The organism is Vibrio sp. 811, assembly GCF_033339195.1.
This window is the reverse complement of the sequence record NZ_JAWOUB010000003.1, coordinates 82,748-109,718: the sequence shown is the minus strand read 5'-3', so window position 1 is coordinate 109,718 and position 26,971 is coordinate 82,748. Positions and strand designations below refer to the sequence as shown.

Sequence of the window (26,971 nt, the reverse complement as noted above, 5' to 3'; positions counted from 1 at the left end):
TCCCAATTTGTTTACTGTTTATCACTCCAACCAAGTTGACGTTCTTAAATCACTCCTTGTCGAACTGATTCGAATCAGTCCGCTGGAAAACCCGTTCGAAAAAGAACAAATTCTGGTTCAAAGTCCGGGCATGTCCCAGTGGCTAAAAATGGAATTGGCCAAAGAGTTTGGTGTTGCCGCGAACATTGATTTTCCGCTTCCTGCTACCTTCATTTGGGAAATGTTTACGCAGGTGTTGCCAGACGTGCCAAAACGCAGTGCGTTTAACAAAGAAGCGATGACTTGGAAGTTGATGCATCTGCTGCCGGGGCTTCTCAACCAAGACGTGTTTTCGCCGTTAGCGCAGTACCTCAAAGATGACAGTGATCACTCTAAGCTGTATCAACTGGCTGAGAAAATTGCCGATATTTTCGATGGTTACTTGGTGTATCGTCCGGAGTGGATCGCAAGTTGGGAAGCAGGGCAGAGTGTACCAGAGCTGGAAGATGAGCATCCGTGGCAGCCGATCTTATGGCAAGCGTTGTATGATCACACTGTGTCATTAGGACAGTCTCCATATCACCGTGCCAACCTTTATGAGCACTTTATCGACACGTTAGAGAGTTTTAACGGCAATTTTGACCATTTACCCAAGCGTTTGTTTGTTTTTGGCATTTCTTCGTTGCCGCCTCGCTATATGGATGCGCTAAAAGCAATTGGTGAACACATCGACGTGCATCTGATGTTCACCAACCCGTGTCGTTATTACTGGGGTGAAGTTCGAGATCGCAAATATCTGGCTCGTTTGGCGGCGAAACATCGTCAGCACGTTGTGTGGCAGGACGATCACTCGGAAGTGCAAGGTGAAACTGAGCAACTGAAAGGATCACTGGAAGATAATGTGATCGATGAGCTGCACACCGATGTGGTCGGAAACAGTCTGTTGGCATCCATGGGTAAACTCGGGCGCGACAATATGTATCTGTTGTCTCAGCTGGAATCTCATGAAATCGAAGCCTTTGTTGATGTTGAGCGCGACAGTCTGCTCCATCAATTGCAAGCGGATATTCTCAATCTTGAAGAACATCAAGATGATCAACAGATTGAAAACAGTCATCACAAACAAGTGGTTAGCTTGGGTGATAAATCACTGAGCCTACACGCTTGTCACAGCCCGATGCGCGAAGTTGAAGTGCTGCATGATCAACTGTTGGCGATGTTCGATGCTGACCCAACGTTAAAACCGCGCGATATTATCGTGATGGTCGCGGACATCAACGCTTACAGCCCTGCGATTCAGGCGGTCTTTGGTAACGCGCCGGGTGAGCGTTTTATTCCATATTCGATTTCTGACCGAACCGCCGATCAAGAGAGCCCAATTCTGGCTGCATTTATGCAGTTGGTGAACTTACCCAATACGCGCTGTTTGGCATCAGAACTACTCGAACTTCTGGAAACTCCAGCGATATTAAAGCGTTTTGAACTCAGCGAAGATGATTTCTTACAAGCCAAACAATGGGTTGAGGAATCGGGAATTCGCTGGGGGTTGGATGCCAATACCGGACGCGAATTTGAACTGCCGGAAACTCGTCAAAACACATGGCAATTTGGTATTCAACGCATGTTGCTTGGCTACGCGATGCCAGAATCCGCTGGTTTGTTTGAAACCGAGCAAGGCAGTTTGTCTCCGTACAACGAAGTGCAAGGCATGGGCGCAGAGCTGGCGGGCAAGTTGGCACACTTTATCCAACAAATTAGCACTTATCGAAGCAAACTTTCTCATGTTCAGACTATTGATGGTTGGCGAGAGACTTTAGTTTTACTGCTGGATGACTTCTTCTCAGTTGAGTTAGAAGGCGAAATGGCGCTCAAATCCATTCGCGATACGCTCAGCCAACTCAAAGAGCAATTAGCTGATGCCGCATTTGATGATGCGTTATCGCCGTCGATCATCAGCCAATACCTTCAAAACAAATTATCTGGCACACGAGTCAGCCAGCGCTTCCTTGCTGGTCAAGTGAACTTTTGTACCCTGATGCCGATGCGCTCTATTCCGTTTAGAACCGTTTGTCTACTGGGGATGAATGACGGCGTGTACCCACGCTCCATGCCGCCAGAAGGCTTTGACTTGATGACAGGAAGAACCCAACCGGGCGACCGTTCGCGCCGAGATGATGACCGTTACCTATTCCTCGAAGCGATGTTGTCTGCACAGCAAACGCTCTACATCAGTTATGTTGGCCGTTCAATCCAAGACAACACCGAGCGAGTGCCTTCGGTTCTGGTTTCTGAGCTGATGGAATACTGTCACCAAAACTATTGTCTAAGTGGTGATGAAGCGTTGCCCGTTGATGAGTCTGGCGACAACTTATTAAATGCGTTAGTGAATACCCACGCCATGGTGCCGTTTAGCCCAAGTGCGTTCCAAGGCATGCACGCCAGCTACGCGAAAGAGTGGATTCCAGCGGCATTGACTCAAAGTAGTCAATCGCAAGGCTATGTTCGTCGTGATTTTAATCGGGCATTAGACGACTATCTGTTAGGAGCGACGTTCCCACTTGAGCTCGACTTAGTCGAGTTGCAACGTTTCTGGCGCTTACCTGTGCAGTATTTTTTCAATCGTCGTTTAAAAGTAATCTTTGAACCGCCGCTACCGGTGATGGAAGACGACGAACCCTTTGTTTTAGGTGGTTTGGAAAGCTATCAAATGCGTGATGAGCTGTTAGAAACCTTGCTTGAAACGACATTGATGCAGCCAGAGAAAAAAACAGAGGTGCTTAAACACTTTATGAGTCAACAGCGCGCGCAAGGCAAACTGCCGGTGGGGGCGTTTGGTGATATCGAATTTGAAACTAACCGAGTTCAGGCGGAAGAGCTGGTGGATAAACTGGCGTTTTTATCTGGTGCGCCTCAAGACGATTTGGAAATCGACCTGACGTTTGATTCCTTGTTTGAGCGAAATGAAGGCGAAGAGAAAAACGTTCGCCTAACAGGTTGGCTAACTCAATGCTACCAATCCGGTTTGATTCGCTATCGAAGCGGTAAGATTCGATCGCAGGATTACCTTGCAGCGTGGATCGATCACCTTGCCATGTCGGCGTCGGGTCATGCTAAGAAAACCCACATCATTGGTTACGATCGTAAAGAAGGCGCGCTGCATTTGATCTACCCAGAAATTGCCGATGTGCAGTATGCCAAACAGCTCCTGACTGAATTGGTTCGCTTGTTCTTCGAAGGCATGACTAAGCCTATGCCTTATTTCCCGAAAACGGCGTTGGCTTGTGTTGAAGCGGGCTTTAGCCGCGGTCAGTGGGTCGATGACGAAGAGAAATCTTTGAAGAAAATGGCTGACGCATTCAATGATGGCTTCATGAGCCCGGGCGAAGGCAGTAATGCGTACATCTCTCGAATTTGGCCTGCTTGGAATGATGAGTTGGCCTCAGAAGTTCGTTTGCTGACAGCATTAGTACTGCAAGGTGCGCGCTTAGCGGTTCAAGACGCTGATGATGTAAAAGCGTGATAAAGAAAGTTGGATAAAGAGAAGGAAGAGTAGGGTGGCCGTCAGAAAATCATTATTTTTTGTAGGGCGTTCGCTGTACGGCCACAAGGTCAGAGGGACCATGATACTTTTGTTTAATTCATTTGAGTTGTGTCGCCAAAAAGGTTTGGCTTATCTCGTGGGGCGCATACTAACGGTACGTCTTATGGATAACCGTGAGAAAGATCTCACAAAGCTCTAAATTATCCAACTTGTTAAACATATTAATAGAATTTTTAACTATAGATCACATTTATTAGGTGATACGTCCTAGTAAATAATCCGGAGAGATTCAGCGTTATGGATCAAATGTCAGGTGCAGAGTGTCCTCTACATACGTTAGACCGCACAGAGCAACCTCAACCAACGCCACTAGAACCGATGACGTTTCCTCTGCATGGTGCGAGGTTAATCGAGGCATCAGCAGGTACAGGTAAAACCTTCACTATTGCAGGTTTATATCTGCGCCTTTTGCTTGGTCACGGCAGCGCGGAAACTCGACATCGCGCACCGCTTACGGTCGACCAAATCCTGGTCGTAACCTTTACCGAAGCGGCAACTGCGGAATTACGCGATCGTATCAGGGCAAGGATCCATGACGCGCGAATCGCGTTTGCGCGTGGACAGAGTTCCGATCCGGTGATCCAACCTTTGCTTAATGAGTTTGACGATCACAAGCAAGCCGCAGAAATTTTATTGCAGGCAGAGCGTCAGATGGACGAGGCGGCGGTCTACACCATTCACGGTTTTTGCCAACGTATGCTAACGCAAAATGCGTTTGAATCTGGCAGCCGATTTAATAACGAGTTTGTGACCGATGAAAGTCACCTAAAAGCGCAAGTTGTAGCCGATTACTGGCGTCGCAATTTCTACCCGTTGCCATTTACCGTGGCTGGAGAAATTCGCCAGCTATGGGGCTCTCCATCTGCGTTGTTGTCTGACATCAGCAATTACTTAACTGGTGCGCCGTTAAGCCTTTCTGTTCCAGCAATGAAAGGCAGTTTGGCTGATCTTCATACTGAAAATTTGAAAAAAATTGATGAATTAAAAGCACAGTGGCGAGAAAGCCAAGATGACTTCTTAACGCTAATTTCGTCTTCAGGTGTAAATCCGAGAAGTTACAACAAAAAGTCTCTGCCGACGTGGTTGGAGGCGGTGAATGCTTGGGCGGCAACGGAAACCACAGGTTACGATTATCCAGACAAGCTGGAGAAATTCGCGCAAAACGTCTTGTTGGAAAAAACACTGAAAGGCAGTGCGCCGCAGCACGCGGTATTTGAAGCCATTGAAACATTTCTTGCTAACCCAATCAGCTTAAAAGCGCCACTGCTTGCTCATGCGATTGAGCATTGTCGTGTGATGCTGGCCAACGCGAAAAATCAAAAACAGTGGCTCTCTTTCGATGATTTGCTGACGCAACTTTCTGCTTCTATCGATACGGACGAAAGCGAGCTTTTAGCGGCGCGTATTCGTACTTTGTATCCTGTCGCAATGATTGACGAGTTCCAAGATACCGACCCGCTTCAATACAGTATTTTCAGCCGTATTTATCTGAACAACCCGGAATGTGGTTTGTTTATGATCGGTGACCCCAAGCAGGCGATTTATGGCTTTCGTGGCGCAGACATTTTCACCTATATCAAAGCGCGTAACCAAGTAAGTGCCCACTACACGTTAGGAACCAACTGGCGTTCTAGCGCAGATATGGTGCAGGCGGTAAACCAAGTATTTGCTTTGCCTGATAGTCCATTTATCTATGATTCGGACATTCCGTTTTTACCCGTTAAGTACAGTCCCAATGCCGAAAAACGCATTTGGACTATGGGTGGCCAAAAGCAACCAGCGCTGACTTATTGGTTGCAAGAAGCGGACGATAAACCGCTACCAAAAGGCGAGTATTTGGCTCGAATGGCAGAGGCGACCGCAAGCCAAATCCAAACCATTTTGACGCAGGCTCAACAGGGGCAAGCGTGTCTGGTGAATGGCGAAAAACAGAAAGCGGTTCAAGCGGGCGATATCGCGGTGTTGGTTCGAACAGGTAGTGAAGGTCGAATGGTCAAACAAGCGCTGGCAGACCAAGGCATTGCCAGCGTGTATCTGTCTAACCGAGACAGTGTGTTTACCAGTTCGGTGGCGCAGGATTTACAGCGTTTGCTGCAAGCGGTGCTGACTCCAGAAAATGACCGTGCGCTGCGTGCAAGTCTTGCTTCTGAGCTGTTTGCCCTCGACGCAGCAAGTTTGGATGCACTTAATAACGATGAAGTGGTGTGGGAAAACGCCGTAAACGAATTCAAAGAATATCGCAAACTTTGGGTTCAACGTGGTGTGCTGCCGATGTTGCGCGCGGTGATCAGCAAACGCCATATTGCCGAGCGATTACTAGAAGAAGGTGCTAGTTCACAGGGTGAGAATGGTGAGCGAGTACTTACCGATTTAATGCACATCGGTGAACTGCTTCAACAAGCCAGTAATGAACTGGATAGCGACCACGGTCTGCTGCGTTGGCTCGCTCAGTCTGTCAGTGATGCGGAAAACGGTTTGGGTGGCAGTGATGACCAAATCCAACGTTTAGAATCGGAACGTAACTTAGTGCAGATCGTAACTATTCACAAATCAAAAGGCTTGGAGTATGACCTCGTGTTTCTGCCGTTTGTATTCAGCTATCGAGAAGCCAGTGAAGCCAAATATTACGATGCAGCCAATGACCGCACGGTACTGGATATCACTGGCAACGATGCGTCCATGAAGCAAGCGGATAAAGAGCGTTTGGCGGAAGACTTACGCTTGATATACGTGGCACTAACGCGTGCTGTGTATGCGTGTTTTATTGGAGCCTCGCCTTTGCGCAATGGTCGTTCGACCAAAGAGCCAACTGGCGTACACCGCAGTGCGATTGGCTATTTGATTCAGAATGGTCAAGAAGGTGGCATTAACGATTTGCACCAAGGTTTAACAAAGCAACAAGACGAGCTTGATTGTGTCGTCGTGGCCGATCCGCCGCAGAAACTCGAAGAGAAGTACGTAGCGCCACAAGAAGAAGTACACGATCTTAGTGCGAAAGAACTGCAAAACCCTATCGACAGAAACTGGCGCATCACCAGTTATTCTGGCTTGGTCAAGCAAGGCTCTCATCACGCCGAGCATGATGCCACGATTGAGATTACGGGTTTTGATATTGACTCATCTGAAGAACAAGACGAAGCGGATTTGGTGGAGCCAGAGCATTCTATTTTTACCTTCCCTCGTGGTGCGCGTCCGGGTACGTTCCTGCACAGCCTGTTTGAGGAAATTGAATTTACTCAGCCAGCCACGACGGAAGAGAATACACAAATCATCCTTGGCTTGATGGAAAGCGAACAGCTCGATGAAGAGTGGTTGCCCATTTTACAGCAACTGATTGATACCGTACTCGCTACGCCGTTGGATGGTAAGTCTTTGCTGCTGAATCAAAAAGCACCGTCGCAACGTTTGGTGGAGATGGAATTTTTGTTGCCGATTGAAGTTTTGTCTGCACCGGCGTTAAACCGAGTCATTCAACGTCACGATCCGTTGTCGGCGAAAGCGGGGGATTTAGGTTTCCAAACCGTGCAAGGCATGCTCAAAGGTTTTATCGACTTGGTGTTTGAACATCAAGGTAAATACTACGTGCTTGACTGGAAATCGAATCATCTTGGCGACGATGTGACGCACTACCATGGTGAGGCTCTGAAATCGGCGATGGCGGATCACCGCTACGATTTGCAGTACCAGATTTATGCGTTAGCACTGCATCGTTTCCTACGCAGCCGATTGGCGAATTATCAATATGATCATCACTTCGGTGGCGTGTATTACTTGTTCTTACGCGGCATGGATGGGCAGAGTGACCACGGCATTTTTGCTGCGAAACCAACCTTAGACTTCTTACAAGAGATGGATCGTTTGATTGATGGTCAAGTACTTGAAACGCGCTCAACTCAAGCCGGGCAGATGGAGCTACTTTAATGACGACAAATCACAATCTTCATTCTGGCCAAGATAGTTTATTGGTAGTGCTGGAACGCTTGGCGCACAAAGGTGCTATTCGTCAGCTCGACTACCAATTCGCCTGTTTTATTGATTCTCAAACGCATGATGAACAGTCGGACAGTCAAGCATTGGCGTTTATCGCGGGTGTTGTCAGTAGTGAGCTTGGCAAAGGACATATCTGTCTGTCTCTGTTCGATGCACAAGGGCAATCTACGGATTTAGCCAGTAAGCTAGGGCTGTTTGGTGAGTCGGCATTGGCGCTCAACACACAGTTGCAAGACATAGACTGGATTCAAGTATTAAAAAATTCCACCGTGGTCGGCGCGCAAGGAGAAGCCTTGCCGCTGATGTTCGATGGCGAGCGTCTGTATCTGCACCGCTATTGGCATTATGAAGTGACACTGGCGGAAAAGCTCAATCAGTTGGGCGCCGCAGTTAACTTGCAACCACAAGAGTTTGTGCGATTATCCGAGTTGCTCAACCATCTGTTCGCACGCCAATACCATTTTCTGTTTAACGCGTTGGGCAAAGCAGTAGAAGCGGGAAGCAGCAACCAAGTGTTGCGTCAACAATTGGTGTGTGATCACCTTGATGTGGTCGCAAGCGAATCGTTGGATTGGCACGCCATTGATTCCGTGCTTAGCAATGCGCGCAAGGTTCAGGGTTTGCATCAACTGGATGAGCTGGTGCCACTTTCAGCTTGTGTGAACTGGCAAAAAGTCGCGGCGGCGGTTGCGTTAACTCGTCGATTTGCTGTGATTTCTGGTGGCCCTGGTACGGGTAAAACGACGACAGTAACCAAATTGCTTGCTGCTTTGATTGAACAGGCGACACACGAGAAAAATCTAACCATCAAGCTGGTGGCCCCGACGGGGAAAGCGGCGGCGCGATTAACCGAGTCCATTGGTAAAGCAGTGCAAGAACTGCCAGTTTCTCCGGAGCTAAAAGCCAAAATTCCGACTGAATCGAGTACCTTACATAGGTTGCTGGGCGCGATTCCTAATAGCGCAGAATTTCGTCACAACAAGCAAAATCCACTGCATTTGGATATTTTGGTTATCGACGAAGCGTCGATGGTCGATTTGCCAATGATGTACAAAGTGGTCGATGCCTTACCGAAACATGCGCGGCTGATTTTGCTAGGTGATAAAGACCAACTTGCCTCAGTTGAAGCAGGGGCAGTGTTGGGTGATATCTGTTCGTTCCATGCATTGGGTTATGGCAAAGAGCAGGCGTCAGCCATCGCAAAACTGACGGGTTTCGATACTTTAGCCCATACAGGTAACAGTGCATCTAGCATTGCTGATAGTTTATGTATGTTGCAAAAGAGCTACCGATTTGACGCTCGCTCAGGCATTGGTCAGTTGGCAAAAGCGGTTAACTCAGGTTCTGCTGCGAGCGTAGACAACGTCTGGGCGCGTGACTTTTCTGATATCGAACATTTCGCACTAAGTAGTCAACATTACAACCAAATGATGCAGACATTGGTGCAGGAATACGGTCGTTACCTCAAACGCATTGGACAACAAGAAATCGATCCTAAAACCGGAGAGCCAGAGTCGCTAACGCACAAAGCCAAAGCGGTGTTAGATACCTTCAACCAATGTCGACTGCTGTGCGCGATCCGTGAAGGTGACTTTGGTGTGGCTGGGCTAAACCAACGTATCGAGAAAGCGCTCGCGGCGCGCAAGTTAATTCAAGTTCAGGATGAAATTTGGTATCACGGCAGACCTGTCATGGTTACGCGTAATGATCATGGTTTAGGTTTGTATAACGGTGATATTGGTATTTGTATGCGGGATGACAGTGAAGAAGAACCGCGTTTGAAAGTCTTTTTTGAGTTACCTGACGGCAGTGTGAAATCGGTCTTGCCAAGCCGAGTACCTGAACATGAAACGGCTTACGCCATGACCATCCATAAATCGCAAGGCAGTGAATTTGATTACACCCTGATGATTTTGCCTCCAGACTTTAGCCCGATATTAACCCGTGAGTTGATTTACACAGGCATTACCCGCGCGAAAAAGCGTTTAGCTCTTTATGCCGAACTCAATGTCCTGAAGCGAGGCATTAAGGTGAAAACGACTCGTGCGAGTGGGTTAGTAAAGCGTCTTACGAATTAATTTTTACTTGTGATTGTGACATTTTCGAAGATGATTCTTTGTGGCGGGTCTTATATTTGCCATTTCGTTTTCATGCAAAATGGATTGTTATTGAGTAAGGCTCTTTCTTAGCGATATATTTCTCCTTTCTCATTCACATATCAAAGGCAGCTGAATATGGGATTGCTCGACTCGTCTTTTCTAACCTTCTTTATCGCCGGAGGAGGCACGTTTTTATGGTTCGTTATTATCGGAGCAATTTTTATATTTTTTATACCACTAAAGGTGAAGCGGTTTGCTTTTAATCCGAAACATTATTCAGAAGTAGAGTTAGCTTTAGTCTCGGGTTTTCACTTTGGTGCTTTAGTACATGGTGTAGGCTTAGTTACGGCGGTCGCTTTACCAACTTTAGCGAGGAGAAGGGGCTTTGCTGATATTCATCAAGTTTGCTCCGGTCTATTCATCGGAATTTGCCGTATTTATATAAGCGTTTTATTGCTTCTAGCTATGATCACTTTAGGCTCAATGGTGGTTTGGATGTCTATTACTTGAGAGCTGGAATAGAAGGTCGGTGAAGTTTGCAGTTATTAGAAGTTTCTTTTATTACATTTTTTGTTGCAGGTGCTTTGTTAGTTTTTTGGTACCTGATAGTAGGTATTTTGCTTATTGTTATCACGCCGCAAAAAGTAAAGCACTATGCGTATACTAGTGAGCACTATACAGATATTGAGCTTGCTTTAGTTTCTGGATTTCACTTTGGGGCCTTAATACATGGATTAGCTCTTGTTGCCGCAGTTGCATTTCCTAAGTTGGCCAAAAAAAGAAAGCTAACAGATATTCGTAGAGTTTGCCCAAAGTGGTTCATAAGTATTGGGCTAGTGTACTGGACTATTTTAATCTTTATCGTAGTCACTATTTTTGCATCTTTGTTAGCTATGATTTTGTTTTGAATTGATTACGTACGTAAAAGAAGACCGAGCTTATGGCTCGGTCTTCTTTTATGCATGTTTTGCAAACGCATTGGTAAAAGACACGCTGCGTATTTTGTATTGCTGTTGATAAGCAAGAATAAAATCTCGGATAGCGTCATTTACGGGGAAAACACAGTGGACGTCTAGGCCTTCTAAAAACTGATTGTCAGCCATATCCCAGAAGCTTTGAAGCGAATTACAAATGATTGTTCTCATAACAGTGCTCGTCTCGGCTTATTTAAAGTCAGATTAACAACTGTCCTTGGTGCGCAATACGGAGCTAACTAGTTTTTCAATTGCCCAGTATTTTAGGGTGAAGGCTACATTACATCACCTAGATCCATTCGTATTGGTTAAAAACCAATCACTAGCGAGCAGAGTATAGCCAACCAAATGTATATTTAAAAGATAAAATTGGAACAAAAATCAAGCAATGGTTTGCGCATATCTAAGTTGGGTTTACATGATGACCCGCTAGTCCGGAGTAGGGGTTATGTGTGGCCTTACTCCTAAACAAACTCGTTCCTAAACAAGCTCGATGTGCAGGGTTGAGCGTTAATGAGCTGAATCCCGCACCTTGAGGTTTTGGTATAGCGGAACGTTAAGTTTCGCTCCCTGATTTAAGGTTAAGCTATAAATCTAACGCTAAGATTTTTGACTTACGCTGGAAGTTATATAACCCTTGTTTGGCTCCAGGCAAATAGTCGACACTGACTTCGTAAAAACCTTGCTCTCTAAACCAATGCAAACTATGTGTCGTGAGGACAAAAATCTGATCAATGGTTTCGGATTTAGAACGATGTTTCATGTAGTTGAGCAGTAACAAACCTCGGTTTCCATCACGATAGTCAGGGTGAATCGCTACGCAAGCCATCTCAGCTTTGCGCTCTTCTGGGTATGGATAAAGGGCAGCACAGCCAATAATCAAGCCGTCTTTTTCGATGATGGTAAATTTTCCAATCTCTTGCTCTAGCTGCTCTCGAGAGCGCCTAACGAGTACACCTTGTTCTTCTAACGGGCGAATGAGGTCTAAGATACCGCCAATATCGTCAATATTAGCTTGCCTCACTTGTTCAGCACTCGCCATAACAACTTGGGTTCCGATGCCATCGAAAGAGAACAACTCCTGAATTAAGGCGCCATCTACTTTATAACTGATCAAGTGGCTACGAGGTACTCCGGCACGGCAAGCGGCAATAGAGCCTTTAAGAAAGCGCAGTGTCCCAGTGTTGTAATCTAGGTCAGGATACGTATTTTCAGAAAGCGTTTTGATGACATGCTCCGCCTCAATTGGTAGTAACTCGGCGACAGCATTGCCGTTGTCATCAATGACACCTTGTTCGGAGCAAAAACCAATCAGCTTATCCGCACCCAGCTTTATCGCTAGTTGGGTGGCGACTTCTTCCGATAATAAATTGAAGCACTCGCCAGTCACAGAGCTAGCAATGGGACCTAGCAGAACAATTGAACCTTGATCAAGAGTGCGGTTGATAGCATCGGTGTCAATGCGGCGAATGCGTCCACTATGGCAATAGTCCACACCATCATCAACGCCGAGTGGTTGAGCAATGATGTAGTTTCCGCTAACAACATTGAGCTGGGTGCCTGCCATCGGAGTGTTGTTGAGGCTCATTGATAGGCGCGCAGTAATCGCAAGCTGAAGTTGTCCGGCAGCTTGCATAACAACAGATAAAGCTGATTCATCCGTAATGCGGATATTTTTGTGGTAAGGCGTAGTGAGGTCTTGTTTTTCTAGCAGCTGATTAATTTGAGGACGTGCACCATACACCACCACGACTTTGATTCCGAGGCTGTGCATGAGTGCGATATCATTAATAATATTGCCAAAATTTTTGTGTGCGACGGCTTCTCCGCCCAGCATGATCACCATGGTTTTTCCGCGGTGAGCATTGACATAAGGTGTTGATTGACGGAATCCTTTTACGAGAGCAGTACTACGAATTTTCACTACAGCCATTCCCTTGTTTAATTATGTTAAAATAATGCCTTTTTATTCATTTGGTGGCAAGGTGAAATTTTGGAATAAAGCACAAACATATTGAGGTAGGTTCTTGGTCCCGTTAAAAGGGAAGGTTACAATGGGTGCGTCTTTCCTCAATACGTGAACCTCATGTCTTCTGCTGTTAATAAGAATGCTGCGATCACTGCTTCAAATCTGTCAAAAACGTCATCTAAATCAATGCTTCGTAAGTGGCTAGAGCGTTCTCTCATGCTTATAGCGATAGTTGGAACCGTTGTCGTGTGCATGCTGTATAGTGATTTGATTACTCGAACCATTAATCCGCCCATTCCCAAATCGACAATTTATGGTCGCTGGGTTGAGCAAGATGTTGCGCCTTATGCTCGTGAAGAATTTGTGTTGAGTGAGCGCGGTGTTACCGTAAATGGTTCTACAGTGGCGACCAGTTTTGAATTCGATGGGGATTCGTTTTCGTATCGAGTGGGTTCAAATGAGCGGCACTTCAATTTTGTGGGTAAGCAGCATGCAGAAATGAAGCTGGATGCCAATGCACATTATCTACCTGTATTCCGTTTAGAGGGGCGTGCAAGGATTGCGGTAAGATAGTCGTTTTTATCTTTGTCTGTTAAGCAGAGATCTCTTGCGTCTGTGAGTCACATGGATGATCACAATTTCATCTCTCAATCAGTAAATCTTACTTTCAAACATAATCCGGACAATTCCGTAATTCTTCCGCTGCTATCATGTTGTATTAACTGAATGAATTCACAACGAGTAAACGGATTGGCTTAGCGTTGAAACATTTTGTCGTTGCTTTTCAATTGCACCGTATGCATTTGTTTGCCATCCTTTTGCTATTCTCTTTTACGGAAAAGACACGTGTTAAAAAAACTCCTTCCTATTATCTCTTTGAGCCTACTCTTTGGCTGTGCTCAACAAAATGATCGTGCTCAGCAATATCTTGATGGTGAGTTTCCTCAGATCCTCAATCAAGTGGATGTGGTTGAGTCTAACAAACCACGCGATTTTACTGAATTTAACAAGCAAGCTGAGCAAGTGGTGATAAAGTCACCATCCATGGCGAAGATATACCAACCGCTATATCAACGATTAAGTGAGTGGGCGCAACAGAGCGGAGATACCAGTGCGTTGAGTGCGTTTGGCATTCAAGCCGCGCAATTGGGTGGTGGTGATAAAAAAGGTAATGTGCTGTTTACCGGATACTTTTCTCCCGTGATGGAGCTGCGTCATACACCAAACGACATTTTTAAGTACCCAGTTTATGGCAAGCCAAACTGCTCATCAGATTGTCCGACTCGTGCGGAGATCTACAACGGGGCATTAGATGGCCAAGGTTTAGTGCTAGGTTATGCGCCTAATCGTATTGACCCGTTTATGATGGAAGTGCAGGGCAGTGGCTATGTGCATTTTGAAGATGATGATACGTTGGAGTACTTCGCGTACGCAGGGAAAAATAATAAAGCTTACGTTAGTATTGGCCGCATTTTGATTGAACGTGGTGAAGTGCCGCGTGAAAAAATGTCTCTCAAAGCGATTAAAGAGTGGGTAATGGACAACGACGACGCAACAGTACGCGAGTTGTTGGAGCAAAACCCTTCTTACGTCTTCTTTGCGCCAAAAGCGGAAGCGCCAGTAACGGGATCGGCTGGTATTCCTTTGTTACCAATGGCCGCGGTCGCGGGTGACCGTTCTATCTTACCAATGGGCACACCAATCTTGGCGGAAGTACCATTGCTGAATGCGGATGGTACGTGGAGCGGTGCTCATCAACTGCGAATGCTGATAGTTTTAGACACTGGTGGTGCGGTAAAACAGAACCATTTGGATCTGTATCATGGCATTGGTGCGAGAGCAGGAACGGAAGCAGGGCACTACAAGCATTTTGGTCGAGTTTGGAAACTTGGGCTGGAAAACTCACCAACTCAAGCGCCTTGGGCTTTGCCGCCAGAAAAGCTACAATAGCGACCCAAGAAAGAGGAACCGCCTCTTATCTAGACATTTCATCAAAGAGTGCGTATAAATCGCACTCTTTGTTTTTCTATCGATCATCTGGACTTCAATATGCGTGAACTCGATACCCCAGCATCTGACAGCTACAATCAACGCTTTGGCGGCACTCGTCGTCTTTATGGCAACAGTGAAGTGGACATTCTTCGCGCTGCACACGTTTGTGTTATTGGTATTGGTGGCGTGGGTTCATGGGCGGTCGAAGCGCTGGCCCGTACTGGGATCGGTGAGTTGACTCTGATTGATATGGATGATGTTTGTGTCACGAATATTAACCGCCAAATTCATGCGATGACGGGCACCGTTGGCCAAAGCAAAATTGAAGTGATGGCCGAGCGTGTCAAATTGATCAACCCAGAGTGTAAAGTCAATCTGATTGATGATTTCATCACGCCAGACAATCAACATGAGTACTTAAGCAAAGAGTTTGATTACGTGCTAGATGCGATTGACAGCGTAAAAGCGAAGGCGTCTTTGTTGGCGTATTGCCGCAGCAACAAGATCAAAGTGATCACCACGGGGGGCGCTGGTGGTCAGGTTGACCCAACGCAGATCATGGTCGCTGATTTAACGAAAACGATCCAAGATCCTCTTGCGAAGAAAATCAAAGACACCTTGCGTCGTCATCATAACTTCCCTAAGAATCCGGCTCGTAAGTTTGGTATTGATTGCGTGTTTTCAACCGAGCAGCTGAAGTATCCTCAAGCAGACGGTTCAGTGTGTGGTGTGAAGTCGACAGCGGAAGGCCCAAAACGTATGGATTGCGCTAGCGGTTTTGGTGCGGCGACTGTTGTAACTGCAACGTTTGGCTTTGTCGCGGTATCGCGAATCGTTGAGAAGTTGATTTCAAAATATAAGAAGTAAACTAGAAGAAGAGCGCATCATGACAGATTTTCCCGTTTCTCCATTTGGTACAGATATCACCAGCGAAGACATTGTAGCGACTATGCAGCAATTTCAAGGCTGGGAAGATCGCTACCGTCAGGTTATTCAGTGGGGTAAAAAGCTGCCACAAATGCCAGAAGAGCTGAAATCAGAACAAGTTACCGTTTCGGGTTGTGAAAGCTTGGTGTGGTTAGTGAGCCAAGAGCAAGATGGCGTTTGGCATTTTTGTGCGGACTCCGATGCGCGTATCGTCCGTGGATTGATTGCCTTGGTGATGGCGGCTTATGACGGAAAAACGGCCGATCAAATTCAAGCATTTGATATTGATGCTTATTTTGATCAACTGGGGCTTGTCTCCCATTTAAGCCCGTCACGTGGTAATGGCTTGAAAGCTATTGTAGAGCAGATTAAGCAAACCGCCGTGTAACGAGTCATTTTCCCAATTCTTAAAAACGCCGAATAACCTAGCTGTTTGGCGCTTTTTTGTATCTGAGTTGAGACATTTTTTGCATATGGATAAAAAATATGCAAATGGTCGACTATTTTAGCGTTAATTAACCATTCTATTGATCCTGGTTCATTATATTGCCCACTTGGTTTTTATAAACTCAATTGTATTTAAAATTTGTCTATATTAGATAATAGACATATGCCCCATTCGCTCCTATTCCCCAATGTGGAAACACACTTGGAAGCGATTGGGTTACTTAGATACAAATGCTAGGAACCTCCCTATATGCAATTCACCTTGGAACATGCGCAAGACGTGTTATCCGGAATGCCAGACCCCACTTTTATTCTGAGTGAAGATGGTATCTATATTGATGTTTTTGGAGGAACAGATAAAAAAGCCTATCACGATGGAAGCAATTTGATAGGTAAGACACTTCACAGCGTACTTGAAAAAGATAAAGCCGACTGGTTTATCGAGCAGATCAGTCGATCACTGAAACAAGACAGTATTGTGACGATCGAGTACAAGATGTGCGCCGACAGCATTCAGGGAATAGATGCCAACAGTGGACCAAGAGGCGACCTATACTACGAAGGCAAGATCTGCCCACTCGCTATAAAATACCGGGGTCGTCGCGTTGTCCTTATTCTTACACGCAACATCTCCAATCGCCACCGAGTTGAAACCCTTCTTCGCCATCAAAGCCAAATAGATGCTCTCACCAATATCTACAACCGACGTGTTTTTTTCGAAAAGCTCACAGAAGAAGTTATCAAATCCCAAGCTCCAGATTATCACTCCGCGTTGTTATTGTTTGATTTGGACTTTTTTAAAGTCATCAATGATAAACGTGGTCATGATGCGGGGGATTATGTCTTAGAGACGTTAGCTGATTTGGTTTCTCACTTACTCGTCAAAGACGAAATTTTCGCAAGAGTCGGAGGGGAGGAGTTTGCGATTATTTTGCCAGAAACTTCTCTGTCGGCGGCGAAAGAGGTAGGAGAGGAAGTACGTTCCCACATTCAAAATTGTCAGTTCGAATTTGAAAAGATTGAAATTCCGGTCACGGTGAGTGTAGGCGTGGTGGAAATAGGCAGAAATGAAACCACCAAACGTTTGTATGCGCATGCAGATAAAGCGCTTTATGCTGCGAAAAGAAATGGCAGAAATTGCGTGGCGACTCTGGATAGGCAGATGGAGTAACCTTGTTGGTTACTCCAAATCAAACCGTTGGCGTTATAGCATGTCGACGGCTTTTTCTACGGCGGCGATGAGTCTTTCCACATCGCTCGTCGTGTTATAAATACCAAAAGAGACGCGTACCGTGCCTTTCACATTTAGCGCATCCATCAATGGGTGAGCGCAGTGGTGTCCTGCTCGTACCGCAATGCCTTGTTGATCGAGCAGCGTCGCAATATCTTGGTGATGAACGCCGTCCATGACGAACGTCAGTACAGAGGCATTCGGTTGATAGCCTAGAATATGAATGTCATCCAAAGCGCTTAGTGCTTGGTAGGCCTTATCCTGAAGCGCATGGAGATGAGTCTCTACTTCATGATGGTCAAAACCTTGGTACCACTCAATGGCTTTCGCTAGAGCAATCGCGCCCGCAACGTTTGGTGTGCCCGCTTCAAATTTTCCAGGAAGTGCAGAAAACGTCGTTTTTTCGAAAGAAACGCGTTCAACCATTTTACCGCCGCCGTGCCATGGTGGCATGGCTTCCAAAAGTTCAAGCTTGCCGTATAAAACCCCAATGCCTGCTGGTGCATAAAGTTTGTGACCTGAGAAAACGTAGAAATCGATATCTGATGTCGATAAATCAAGTTGCTCATGTACGATGCCTTGCGCGCCATCAACTACAACAACCGCGCCAACGTTGTGCGCCAGTTCAGTGATTTTTTCGATAGGTTGGCGTGTGCCTGTTACGTTGGTTATTTGTGCGCAAGCAACAATTTTACAGCGGTCAGACAGAAGCGCCTCAAATGCACTGATGTCGAACTGGCAATCTGATGTCATCGGAACTTTAATGACTTTAGCACCCGTTTGCTCTGCCACGATTTGCCAGGGCACGATGTTGGCGTGGTGCTCCATCTCGCTAATCAAGATCTCATCACCTGGTTGTAACGTGCTACGGGCGTAGGTTTGAGCAATTAAGTTCAGTGCTTCGGTTGCGCCCCGTGTCCAAATGATCTCTTTAGAGCTGTTTGCACCAATAAAGTTTGCCACTCGTTCTCGTGCCGCTTCAAATTGGCTGGTGGCATTAGCCGTTAAACTATGACTACCACGGTGAACATTGGCATTTTGCGCACTGTAGTAATGACTGATGACATCAATCACACATTGCGGTTTTTGCGTTGTCGCTGCGCTATCTAGATACACTAAGGGCGTATCGTTGACGGATTGATTTAGAGCGGGAAATTGCTCACGTACAGCATTTACGTCAAACATTATTTTTCACCAAGCTTATGGTAATGCAGAGTAGGCAGAGGGATCATTGGTTCAGCAACTGACCATGCGTGTTTTTTACCTGAGAGTTGAATGATTACTTCCATTGCGAACTCTAAAGCAGTGCCCGGACCTTGACTGGTGATCAGGTTGTGGTTGATATCAAAGGTCACGCGTTTGCTGCGCCACTTCTCTTCCGGGATATGTGACTGAAAGCTCGGGTGACAGGTCATCAGTGATTGTGGGAAAAGATCATGGTGTTGCAATACCAACGCCGGTGCTGCGCAGATAGCAGCGACCAATTTTCCCTCATAGATGTGCTGCTTAAGGATTTCTATCATCACCGTACTATCACGAAAAATTTCTGCACCACCAACACCACCAGAAAGCGCTATGGCGTCAAACTCATCATCAGCGATATCGACCAGCTTACAATCTGCCGTTAATGTGACTCCGCGAGAAGCTTTCATCGTCAATGAGCCATCAAAAGCAGCACTCGCTACCGTAACGTCATAACCCGCGCGAACCATCATGTCGATAACGGTGACGGCTTCCATTTCTTCGGTGCCCGGAGCGATTGGCACTAAGATTTTCTTACTCATTGTTCTGTCCAGCTTTGTTCTATTTGTTTGATGCGTTGGTAAAGTTTTAAATTCTCAGGCGTATTGATGCGATGTTTCTCGGCAGCCTTTAACAGGTATCCGGTTATAAAATCAATTTCCGTTCGACGCTGATGGAATACGTCTTGTCTCATTGAAGAATAGTTCTCAGCTGTGGCGTTCACCACTTGCATTACCGTATCGAAAAGAGAGCAAAACTCGATAGCAATACCTTCTTTACTCATTACTTCAACCAGTTCTTGAGTGATGCTTTCGAGTTGTATCTTAAACTCGGGCTGCGCAAGCTCACCATTCTTACACTGCTGAATCGCAGTCAGTGGGTTAATCGCGCAGTTAATTGCTAACTTAGTCCATAACGCAGATTGGATGTGTGGATTCCAAATGGCCTCTGGAAGAGCATGATGCATAACATCTTGCAGAAAAGCGCACTGCATTCCTTTGTCATTATAACCACCCACTTGCGTTGTTCCGTGACCGGTATGCAGTACGTGTTGGTTATCTGGTTTGTATGCGCCGTGCGTCGTTGTGGCGAGCACGATAGGATTGTTTGGCAGAGCCTTCTCCACGCCAGAGGCGGTACCCATACCATTGTGCATCAGCATGATAATCGTGTCTGCGTTGATATGAGGCAGTAAAGGCTGAATGGCGTCTTCCATTTGCCAAGCTTTTACCGTGATCAAAATGAGATCTGCTTTATTTACGGAGGAAATATCTTGATTACTGAATACGATTGCGGGTGTGTCATCCAACTGAAGTGATTGTTGGCTTTCAGAACTTCTTCCCCACAATGAAACATTGTGCCCGGCAAGCTTAAATTTTGTTGCCCAGAGTGAGCCCACCGCACCTGGACCGAGGATAAGGATATTCACCAAACGCTCTCATTAAAAAGGTTTGCTGCAAGGATAATGAGGGAAAAAAGGAAAGCAAATAAAAATGGCGCCGAAAGGCGCCATTTTTGATGAAACTTAGTGGTTCAATTAGAACTTGTAAGTTACAGCTACGTAGTGACCTACGCCTGAAGACTCAGATTTTGTCGAAGAATCCCATGGTAGACCAGTACCATCTTCGAAACCATATACGTCATGGTATAGCTTCAGACCGTAACCTACCGCGAAGCGGTCAGAGTGCCAGTAGATACCGTTGAACATAGCACCGCCATTACTAACTTGAGAATACTCGTCTTTCATACCAAATTGGTAATCGATGTAACCTTGGTAAGAGATGAATGAACCGTTCTCGAAGAAGTAGAATGGTTTGAACCAGTTAGTCGAGATTTGGAAACCGTTCCAATCTTTTTGGTTTGAGTCGTAAGTGCCGTACAGGTTTAGACCCATTTTACCAAACCAAGGAACCATTACGTCAGAACCAAGACCTACTTTCTGAGTGTTAACGCCGCCATTGTTACCGTCCCATTCAAAAAGAGTAGACAAGTAAAGCTCTTGTACTGGACCGAAAGATAAGTCTTTACCAGTAATAGCGTCTAGAGACATACGAGGGGCGAACTTCATAAAGATTTTACCATCTTTATCAGCTTTATCACTGCTGCTGTCGGAAGTTAGGTTGAATACGTCAACGTAGCCGTAAAGGTCGAAAATACCAGAGCGACCGCCAAATTCCATTTCTAGGTAATCGTGAGTTGATTCGTAAGGACCTTTCTCATTTATTGCGCCCATGATGTTGAACTGCATCCACTTGTAATCGTTCTTGTGGATATCGCCATCTGAGTAGTCAGCAGCCATAACTGGAGCTGAAGTAGCCGCTAGAAGGCTAAGAGCTAAAAGTGATTTACGCATAAGGGGACTCTCTATGTTTGTAATGATTCAGAACACGCAATCTGTGCTGCGCTTTCCAATTGGCGGGAATAATAGCGATAAAAATCCCAAATGAAAGTGATAAAGGGTGCAAAATTGAACGTTTTTGGTGAGTTGTGTCACGAAATTATCTTTATTTACGGAACTTTTTGTTTGTTGCATTTGATTGCAATAAATATGTGATTTGGATCGTTTGCGTAAGCGATTTTATGACTTTTTAAGCCAGTCGATTAACCAACATAAATCGTTAGTGATCGGAGTGATAAGGGATTCGTATGTATCCGTGAATCAAAGAGGACGTTTGAATGAAAGAAGTCATGTTATTCCCACTCACTTCAGTTGTACTCCCTGAAGGTAAAATGAATCTGCGCATTTTTGAGCCACGATATAAGCGAATGGTAAAGGAATGCAGCCTACAAAATGTGGGCTTTGGAGTTTGCCTAGTAGGAAGTGAAGGTGACCCTAAAGACGTGGGTAACGTTTCATCTATCGGAACTTTGGTCAGGATCGTTGATTTTGAAACACTCAGTGATGGCCTTCTTGGTATTACAGTTGCTGGTGAGCAACGCTTTGTTGTCAAACGCGTCCGTGCAGATGCGGATGGCTTACGTCATGCAGAGGTTGAATGGTTAGACAATTGGCAACATCTAGACAACTCACCAGATTTCTTCTTTTTAAGCCAGCAGTTATCCCATGTTTATGAAGAGTTTCCTCAACTTGGAAGCCTCTACCAACATCGTTTTTACGATGACTCTGCTTGGGTTACTCAGCGTTGGCTTGAGTTACTACCCCTAGACTGCAATCTGTTCGAACAGCTAGTCGGCGCAGAGGACTGTATTCCTGCGTTGCAATTTCTGACAGAAGCCATAGAAGCCCCGACTAACAAAGAGGCAAGGATATGAAAGGATTTAATAAAGCTGCGCTAACTATTGTTGCGACATTAGGACTGGCGGCGTGTGGCTCCGACAGTGACACTATCGAGTATTCCAATTTACAAGCAGTGCACGCGTCTTCTGATGCGCCGCTTGCAAATGTGTGGATCAACGATAAACCATCATTAACGAATGTTGATTATGGTGTGGGATCTGGCTACGTTAAATTGCGAGAGGGGATGAATTCGATTCAGGTCGATGTTCAGCTCCCAGGTAATGAAACCGCGACCGTAATACCTAAAACAGAACTAGATCTTGATTCCGACCTCAATTATAACGTGTTCGTTGTTGGCGATGCCGATGGTTCGCCAAACCCAGTTGAGCCTTTAGTTGTGACTCGCAGCTCCGATTCAATGGCTGATGCCAATAGTCTAGATGTTCAAGTTGTTCATGCAGCTTCAGGCATTCCTGCTGTTGATCTTTATGTCACTGAGCCAGGTGCTGCTCTTGCTAGCGCGACTCCAATAACTAACCTTGCTTACAAAGCTTCTACCGACGTATTGAACATCCCAGCTGGTGAGTATCAAGTTCGACTTGCCGTAGGAGACAGCGTTGCTTTTGACTCGGGCACAGTATCTCTTGCGGCTAATTCCAACTTGACGATTGCCGCTATCGGCACAGGAGATTCGAATAGCACGTCACCTGTCAAACTCTTGGTGTTGGACGGTTCGGGCTCTTCTATAATTGAAGATATGGGCAGCCAAGCTGAAGTAAGAGTCGGACACCTTGTCGATGGAGCGCCAGTCGTCGATGTTAACGTTAACGGGGCGGCCTTCGCTCCTCTTGCCGACTTAGCGTTCAAAGAGATTCGTGGTTATTTGGATCTTGCTGCTGGCGCTTACGATATTGACGTTTACGTGGATGGCACAACAACTAATCCGATCATAGATGTTGACGGTTTAATGGTTGCGGGTGGAATGGATTACAGTGTTTACGCAGTCGGTGTTGTTAGCCCAGCGATTGATATCGAAGCTCTGGTTGTTGAAGATATGAGACGCGCTGTGGCGACTAGCGCGACGCTGAATGTGACACACGCGGCGGCTAATCCTATAGCGGAAATGGTGGATATTTACCTCACTACGAGTACAGGAATAGATGGAAGTGATCCAACTATTGCTAATTTTGCGTATAAAAATAGCGTACAAGGATTATATGTCGCTGAAGGTACATATTATGTAACGGTAACAGTGGCTGGTAACCCAAGTATTGTTGCGGTTGACTCAGCACCAGTCAATGTAATGAACGGTGTTGTGTACCAAGTCGTTGCCATTGATGATGGGAACAACGGTGGTTTCAACTTGTTGGTCGATGACGTGACCGATTAGGACGAATGGGAGGAGGAGACTCCTCCCACAAATTAAGGCCGATTATGATGAGTGATAGCCCGAAAAAACTGGGGCGCAGTGATTGGAACGATTACATGGATAAAGTGAAGGATCGAGACAAAGATGCGTTCGCTTTTGTATTCCGTTTTTACGCACCCAAGCTGAAGCAATTCGCTTACAAACATGTTGGTAATGAGCAAGTTGCTATGGAGATGGTGCAAGAGACCATGGCGACAGTTTGGCAGAAAGCGCACCTCTATGATGGTGAAAAGAGCGCGTTATCGACTTGGATATATACCATAATCCGAAACCTTTGTTTTGATCTGCTGAGAAAACAGAAAGGTAAGGAATTACACATTCATTCTGATGACATTTGGCCGTCAGAGTATTATCCACCGGATCTTGTTGATCACTATTCACCAGAACAAGATATGTTGAAAGAACAGGTGGTTAAGTTTTTAGATATATTACCGAAAAACCAGAGAGATGTTTTGCAAGCGGTATATCTTGAAGAGTTACCTCATCAACAGGTCGCGGAATTATTTGATATACCCCTCGGTACCGTAAAATCCAGGCTGAGGCTTGCAGTAGAAAAGCTAAGGCATTCAATGCATACGGAGCAACTATGAACAAACACCCAGATAACAGCTTGTTAGAAGCATACGCTTCGGGAAGCATTGATGCAGTTTCTGGTCTTGTGGTCGCAACCCATTTAGAAACATGCACCAAGTGCCGAGCTTATGTGAACCAAGTCGAAGCAAGTCAAGCGAACATCGTAAGTGACATACCTTCTGAGTATGTTTCTGAATTTGACGACATGTTCAATGACATCATCAACGCGGAGCCAGCGACTGATAACATCGTGATCCGCGACTCTGCTGCTGTTAATGTGGCAGGAAAAAGTTTCGCTCTTCCTAAAACCTTAGCGCGTTTCTCTGACCTCGTAGGGTCATGGAGAAGTTACGGAGGCAAGGTTTTCAGTGCTCAGATTGATCTAGGGGAAGACGCTCGTGTCAGCTTAATGTACATCGGGGAAGATGTGCAAATCCCTCAACATACGCACAAAGGCCTGGAGTCTACATTGATCCTACATGGTGGATTTAGTGACGAGGATGGCCAATATGAAGAGGGCGATTTGATGATTAGAGACGCATCAGTGAAGCACAGCCCTTACACTAAGGCCGGAGAAGACTGCTTGTGTTTAACCGTATTGACTGAGCCGATGATCTTTACTCAAGGCGTGGCACGTATATTTAATATGTTTGGTAAAGGGTTATACCCATAGACCTCTTATCTTATATCTCGCAAAACAAAAACCACCGAATTCGGTGGTTTTTTATATGTTTCGTTAATGCTTGTGACGTGCTTTTTCCAATAGAGCATCAAAGTAATGTCGTAGCGAGTACAACATAATCAAGCTTGGCACGACCATGACAGCGGTAAGCACGAAGAATGTGCTCCAATCATTAAGATAATCCACTAGCTCGCCACTGAAAGAAGCAAGAGTCGTCCGTCCGAAGTTTCCTAGAGAGGCAAGCAACGCATACTGAGTTGCCGAAAATGCTTGCCCGGTTAGAATCGTCAAAAATGAAACAAAAGCGACAGTTGAGAAAGCAGTCGTAAAGTTATCGACAATAATCGTGGCTAAGTACAAGTGCTCGTTTGGGCCTACCGAAGCAATCCAAGCAAACATCAAGTTACTGGCAGACATAGCAATACCGCCGATCATTAATCCACGTACAATACCAAACCTAACGTTGAACATGCTTCCGACAAAAGTAAAGAAGATGGTGGCTCCCCAACCGATTAGTTTGGAGTAATAGCCAATTTGTTCATTGCTAAAACCAATATCTTTATAGAACGCGATCGACATCCTGCCCAAAAACGCTTCGCCAATTTTAAATAGGAAAACAAACAGCAACAGAGTAATCGCAACACGGACGCCATTGCGATTAAAGAAATCAAGGAAAGGTTCTACAACAGTCACGGTAAACCAAGCTACGACTTTTGAACCAACCACTTCTTTGTGGCGTTGTTCAGCGGCAGACTGAAGTTGTTCGCGTTGAGTCTTCGGTTCACCGACTAAAATCGTAAAGACCATTAGAATGCCGACTATCACCGCCATCCCGTAATACACACCATTCCAACCGACACTGTCAGCATTAACAAACGCTAAATAACCCGGTAGTGAATAACCTGTCCACCAGCCAATGACCGCCATTGCAGAAGCTTGAGGCAGTTTAGACTCTTCTGACTTTGGGAAAGTATCAATACGAAAAGCATCAATTGCGATGTCTTGTGTCGCTGAAGCCGTTGCAATGCACAAGGCGAGTAGTGACGCAAACACCAAGTTTTCCGCTGGATTAACGCCGGCAATAAATAGGGTAGCGACGAGTACGATACTTTGGCAAAAGAAAATCCAGCTACGTCTTTGCCCCAGCAGTCTAAAGAGGACTGGCAGCTTCACGCGGTCAACCAGAGGTGCCCACAGAAAATTGATCGCATAGACCGCAAAAACGCTACCAAAATAGCCAATTGCGGAGAGGGTCAAGCCGGCATCTTTTAGCCAACCTGACATGTTTGAACCGATAAGAACCCACGGAAAGCCGCTAGAGCAGCCCAGCATGAAAACCCACATGAGTCGTTTATCGAGGTAACTTTTTACCGTTTCCAACCAAGTGATGGAAGGTAATGAAGACATAAATCAATCCAATAAAATGAAGCCGTTGAAAGAGAAAGCCCTTCGATTATTCAAAGGGCTTATCGTTTTGGCTATTTAAGTAGTGTAGCTTTGGTGATGACGATTTGCGTCTCTGGTACATCACGCATTCGGCCTACTGTCGTGGTCGGCTGCTGAGCCATTTTCTGGATAACGTCGAACCCCTCAGTAACCTCACCAAATACAGCATAACCTGGTGGTCGAGCGCCATAGTTGAGAAAGTCATTGTCGACTAAGTTGACGAAAAACTGACGAGTTGCAGAGTTTGGTGCATTAGTTCGTGCCATGGCGATGGTAGCACGGTCATTGTTTAGCCCATTATTTCCTTCGTTTTTGATTGGCGCGTATGTTTTCACCATCTGCATCTCTTGGTTAAAGCCGCCACCTTGCGCCATAAAGCCTGGGATAATACGATGAAAAATAGTACCTTCGTAGCTCCCATCTTCTACATATTTCAGAAAATTAGCGACAGTGATAGGTGCTTTCTCTTCGTTTAACTCAACCGTAAATGAACCAAGGGTCGTTTCAAACGCTACTTTTGGCCCAGCCCAAACGCTGCAGCTGAGTAATGCTAAAGACAGAATCGCTTTGCGTAACATTAGAAACGCTCCTGCATGTATTGACGAAGCTCAGGGTCATTGGCAATCTCTTTAAGCGTCAATGTCACCACATCATTCAATGTCTCTTCAATATCGGCATCAGAAGCACTCAATGTGCCAGATCGCTTTGCTGTACCTGTATAAGTTTTGACTAGCTTGCCCTCAGGTGTCTCTGCTGTGATTTCCAGCACAACTTTAGCATCCATCTCATTTTCCATCACCGAATGCTTCACGTTGACCAACGCTTCTTGAACGCTCAATTCAATCGCGTTGTTGCTGTTTAGATCCGCATGGAAACCTTGAGATGAGAATTGCTTCTCTAATGCTTCTTCTAACGCAATACGTAAATTCTGTTTAGCATGAAGAGGAAGAATGTTCGAACGGCCGTTATCCACCAACGCCACGTACTGCGCTGCACGTACATCTTTGCTGGTCAAACTGTAAGTCTTGCCTTGAACAATTGGATTGGTGCTCAATGTGCTTTCTGGCATCAGGTTCAGCTGAGGTTGTTGAGGGGCTGAACACGCAGCAAGCAACGCAACCGAAGCCGCAAGTACCAATTTTCTCATTTTAT

General features: G+C 45.7%; 23 protein-coding genes. 14 read left to right on the top strand and 9 right to left on the bottom strand.

Annotation, left to right across the window (positions count from 1 at the left end; all coding sequences use genetic code 11):
• Positions 1-7 precede the first annotated feature (7 nt).
• The 5 genes from recC to R7Q46_RS07345 all read left to right on the top strand — a co-directional run bounded on the left by recC (position 8) and on the right by R7Q46_RS07345 (position 10,577).
• A complete protein-coding gene (gene recC, locus R7Q46_RS07365) occupies positions 8-3,499 on the top strand; it encodes an exodeoxyribonuclease V subunit gamma (RefSeq protein ID WP_318077421.1) in 3,492 nt (1,163 codons plus the stop codon).
• A gap of 327 nt (positions 3,500-3,826) precedes the next feature.
• Positions 3,827-7,501, top strand: a complete 3,675-nt coding sequence (gene recB / locus R7Q46_RS07360) for an exodeoxyribonuclease V subunit beta (RefSeq protein ID WP_318077439.1) — start codon at positions 3,827-3,829, stop codon at positions 7,499-7,501.
• Positions 7,501-9,648 carry an exodeoxyribonuclease V subunit alpha gene (recD, locus tag R7Q46_RS07355; RefSeq protein WP_318077420.1) on the top strand — a complete coding sequence of 716 codons (2,148 nt, stop codon included), beginning with the start codon at positions 7,501-7,503 and terminating at the stop codon, positions 9,646-9,648. Before recB ends, recD begins: the two co-directional genes overlap by 1 nt.
• 156 nt (positions 9,649-9,804) lie before the next feature.
• Positions 9,805-10,179: a hypothetical protein gene (locus R7Q46_RS07350; RefSeq protein ID WP_318077419.1), complete on the top strand. Its 375-nt coding sequence runs from the start codon at positions 9,805-9,807 to the stop codon at positions 10,177-10,179.
• A 26-nt stretch (positions 10,180-10,205) separates the two neighbouring features.
• Positions 10,206-10,577, top strand: a complete 372-nt coding sequence (locus R7Q46_RS07345; RefSeq protein ID WP_031780957.1) for a hypothetical protein — start codon at positions 10,206-10,208, stop codon at positions 10,575-10,577.
• 48 nt (positions 10,578-10,625) lie between these two features.
• Here R7Q46_RS07345 and R7Q46_RS07340 read toward each other — a convergent pair whose 3' ends face one another.
• Together R7Q46_RS07340 and argA are read right to left on the bottom strand one after the other, a co-directional pair.
• Positions 10,626-10,814 (bottom strand): hypothetical protein, encoded by a 189-nt coding sequence (locus R7Q46_RS07340; protein ID WP_005380230.1) that lies wholly within the window; start codon positions 10,812-10,814, stop codon positions 10,626-10,628.
• A 415-nt stretch (positions 10,815-11,229) separates the two neighbouring features.
• Positions 11,230-12,567 carry an amino-acid N-acetyltransferase gene (gene argA, locus R7Q46_RS07335; protein ID WP_042521373.1) on the bottom strand — a complete coding sequence of 446 codons (1,338 nt, stop codon included), beginning with the start codon at positions 12,565-12,567 and terminating at the stop codon, positions 11,230-11,232.
• A gap of 162 nt (positions 12,568-12,729) precedes the next feature.
• On the opposite strand from argA, the gene R7Q46_RS07330 reads away from it, so the two are divergent.
• From R7Q46_RS07330 to R7Q46_RS07310, 5 genes are all read left to right on the top strand, one after another.
• Positions 12,730-13,185 carry a DUF2850 domain-containing protein gene (locus R7Q46_RS07330; RefSeq protein ID WP_005380234.1) on the top strand — a complete coding sequence of 152 codons (456 nt, stop codon included), beginning with the start codon at positions 12,730-12,732 and terminating at the stop codon, positions 13,183-13,185.
• 273 nt (positions 13,186-13,458) lie between these two features.
• Positions 13,459-14,562: a murein transglycosylase A gene (gene mltA / locus R7Q46_RS07325; protein ID WP_005391723.1), complete on the top strand. Its 1,104-nt coding sequence runs from the start codon at positions 13,459-13,461 to the stop codon at positions 14,560-14,562.
• Positions 14,563-14,661: 99 nt separating this feature from the next.
• On the top strand, positions 14,662-15,471 hold the full coding sequence (gene tcdA, locus R7Q46_RS07320; protein ID WP_005380241.1) for a tRNA cyclic N6-threonylcarbamoyladenosine(37) synthase TcdA: 810 nt from the start codon (positions 14,662-14,664) through the stop codon (positions 15,469-15,471).
• Between the two features lie 19 nt (positions 15,472-15,490).
• Positions 15,491-15,919 (top strand): cysteine desulfurase sulfur acceptor subunit CsdE, encoded by a 429-nt coding sequence (csdE, locus tag R7Q46_RS07315; RefSeq protein WP_017636016.1) that lies wholly within the window; start codon positions 15,491-15,493, stop codon positions 15,917-15,919.
• Positions 15,920-16,228: 309 nt separating this feature from the next.
• Entirely contained in the window at positions 16,229-17,149 is a 921-nt protein-coding gene (locus tag R7Q46_RS07310) for a sensor domain-containing diguanylate cyclase (RefSeq protein WP_054577576.1), read from the top strand.
• 33 nt (positions 17,150-17,182) lie between these two features.
• Here R7Q46_RS07310 and csdA read toward each other — a convergent pair whose 3' ends face one another.
• The 4 genes from csdA to R7Q46_RS07290 form a co-directional block, all read right to left on the bottom strand.
• On the bottom strand, positions 17,183-18,394 hold the full coding sequence (gene csdA, locus R7Q46_RS07305) for a cysteine desulfurase CsdA (protein WP_318077418.1): 1,212 nt from the start codon (positions 18,392-18,394) through the stop codon (positions 17,183-17,185).
• Positions 18,394-18,993 (bottom strand): DJ-1 family glyoxalase III, encoded by a 600-nt coding sequence (locus R7Q46_RS07300; protein ID WP_318077417.1) that lies wholly within the window; start codon positions 18,991-18,993, stop codon positions 18,394-18,396. The genes csdA and R7Q46_RS07300 overlap by 1 nt, the downstream gene beginning before the upstream one ends.
• Positions 18,990-19,880 (bottom strand): 2-dehydropantoate 2-reductase, encoded by an 891-nt coding sequence (gene panE, locus R7Q46_RS07295; RefSeq protein WP_151515065.1) that lies wholly within the window; start codon positions 19,878-19,880, stop codon positions 18,990-18,992. Before panE ends, R7Q46_RS07300 begins: the two co-directional genes overlap by 4 nt.
• Before the next feature lie 108 nt (positions 19,881-19,988).
• The gene (locus R7Q46_RS07290; protein ID WP_033905541.1) at positions 19,989-20,804 is read right to left on the bottom strand and encodes an outer membrane protein OmpK; all 816 of its coding nucleotides are present in this window, start codon (positions 20,802-20,804) and stop codon (positions 19,989-19,991) included.
• A gap of 323 nt (positions 20,805-21,127) precedes the next feature.
• On the opposite strand from R7Q46_RS07290, the gene R7Q46_RS07285 reads away from it, so the two are divergent.
• From R7Q46_RS07285 to R7Q46_RS07270, 4 genes are read left to right on the top strand one after another with little or no spacing between them, the layout of a single operon-like run.
• On the top strand, positions 21,128-21,724 hold the full coding sequence (locus R7Q46_RS07285) for an LON peptidase substrate-binding domain-containing protein (protein ID WP_017636020.1): 597 nt from the start codon (positions 21,128-21,130) through the stop codon (positions 21,722-21,724).
• On the top strand, positions 21,721-23,079 hold the full coding sequence (locus R7Q46_RS07280; protein ID WP_318077416.1) for a DUF4397 domain-containing protein: 1,359 nt from the start codon (positions 21,721-21,723) through the stop codon (positions 23,077-23,079). The genes R7Q46_RS07285 and R7Q46_RS07280 overlap by 4 nt, the downstream gene beginning before the upstream one ends.
• Positions 23,080-23,123: 44 nt before the next feature.
• Positions 23,124-23,708, top strand: coding sequence for an RNA polymerase sigma factor (locus R7Q46_RS07275; protein WP_017636022.1), 585 nt, complete (start codon positions 23,124-23,126; stop codon positions 23,706-23,708).
• Positions 23,705-24,364 (top strand): ChrR family anti-sigma-E factor, encoded by a 660-nt coding sequence (locus R7Q46_RS07270; RefSeq protein ID WP_005380256.1) that lies wholly within the window; start codon positions 23,705-23,707, stop codon positions 24,362-24,364. Before R7Q46_RS07275 ends, R7Q46_RS07270 begins: the two co-directional genes overlap by 4 nt.
• A 63-nt stretch (positions 24,365-24,427) precedes the next feature.
• Here the strand turns inward: R7Q46_RS07270 and R7Q46_RS07265 are convergent, their stop codons facing one another.
• From R7Q46_RS07265 to R7Q46_RS07255, 3 genes are all read right to left on the bottom strand, one after another.
• Positions 24,428-25,780, bottom strand: a complete 1,353-nt coding sequence (locus R7Q46_RS07265; protein ID WP_005380257.1) for an AmpG family muropeptide MFS transporter — start codon at positions 25,778-25,780, stop codon at positions 24,428-24,430.
• A 71-nt stretch (positions 25,781-25,851) separates the two neighbouring features.
• On the bottom strand, positions 25,852-26,397 hold the full coding sequence (locus R7Q46_RS07260; protein WP_262647452.1) for a peptidylprolyl isomerase: 546 nt from the start codon (positions 26,395-26,397) through the stop codon (positions 25,852-25,854).
• Positions 26,397-26,966, bottom strand: coding sequence for a YajG family lipoprotein (locus R7Q46_RS07255; RefSeq protein ID WP_005380259.1), 570 nt, complete (start codon positions 26,964-26,966; stop codon positions 26,397-26,399). The genes R7Q46_RS07260 and R7Q46_RS07255 overlap by 1 nt, the downstream gene beginning before the upstream one ends.
• Positions 26,967-26,971: the final 5 nt, after the last annotated feature.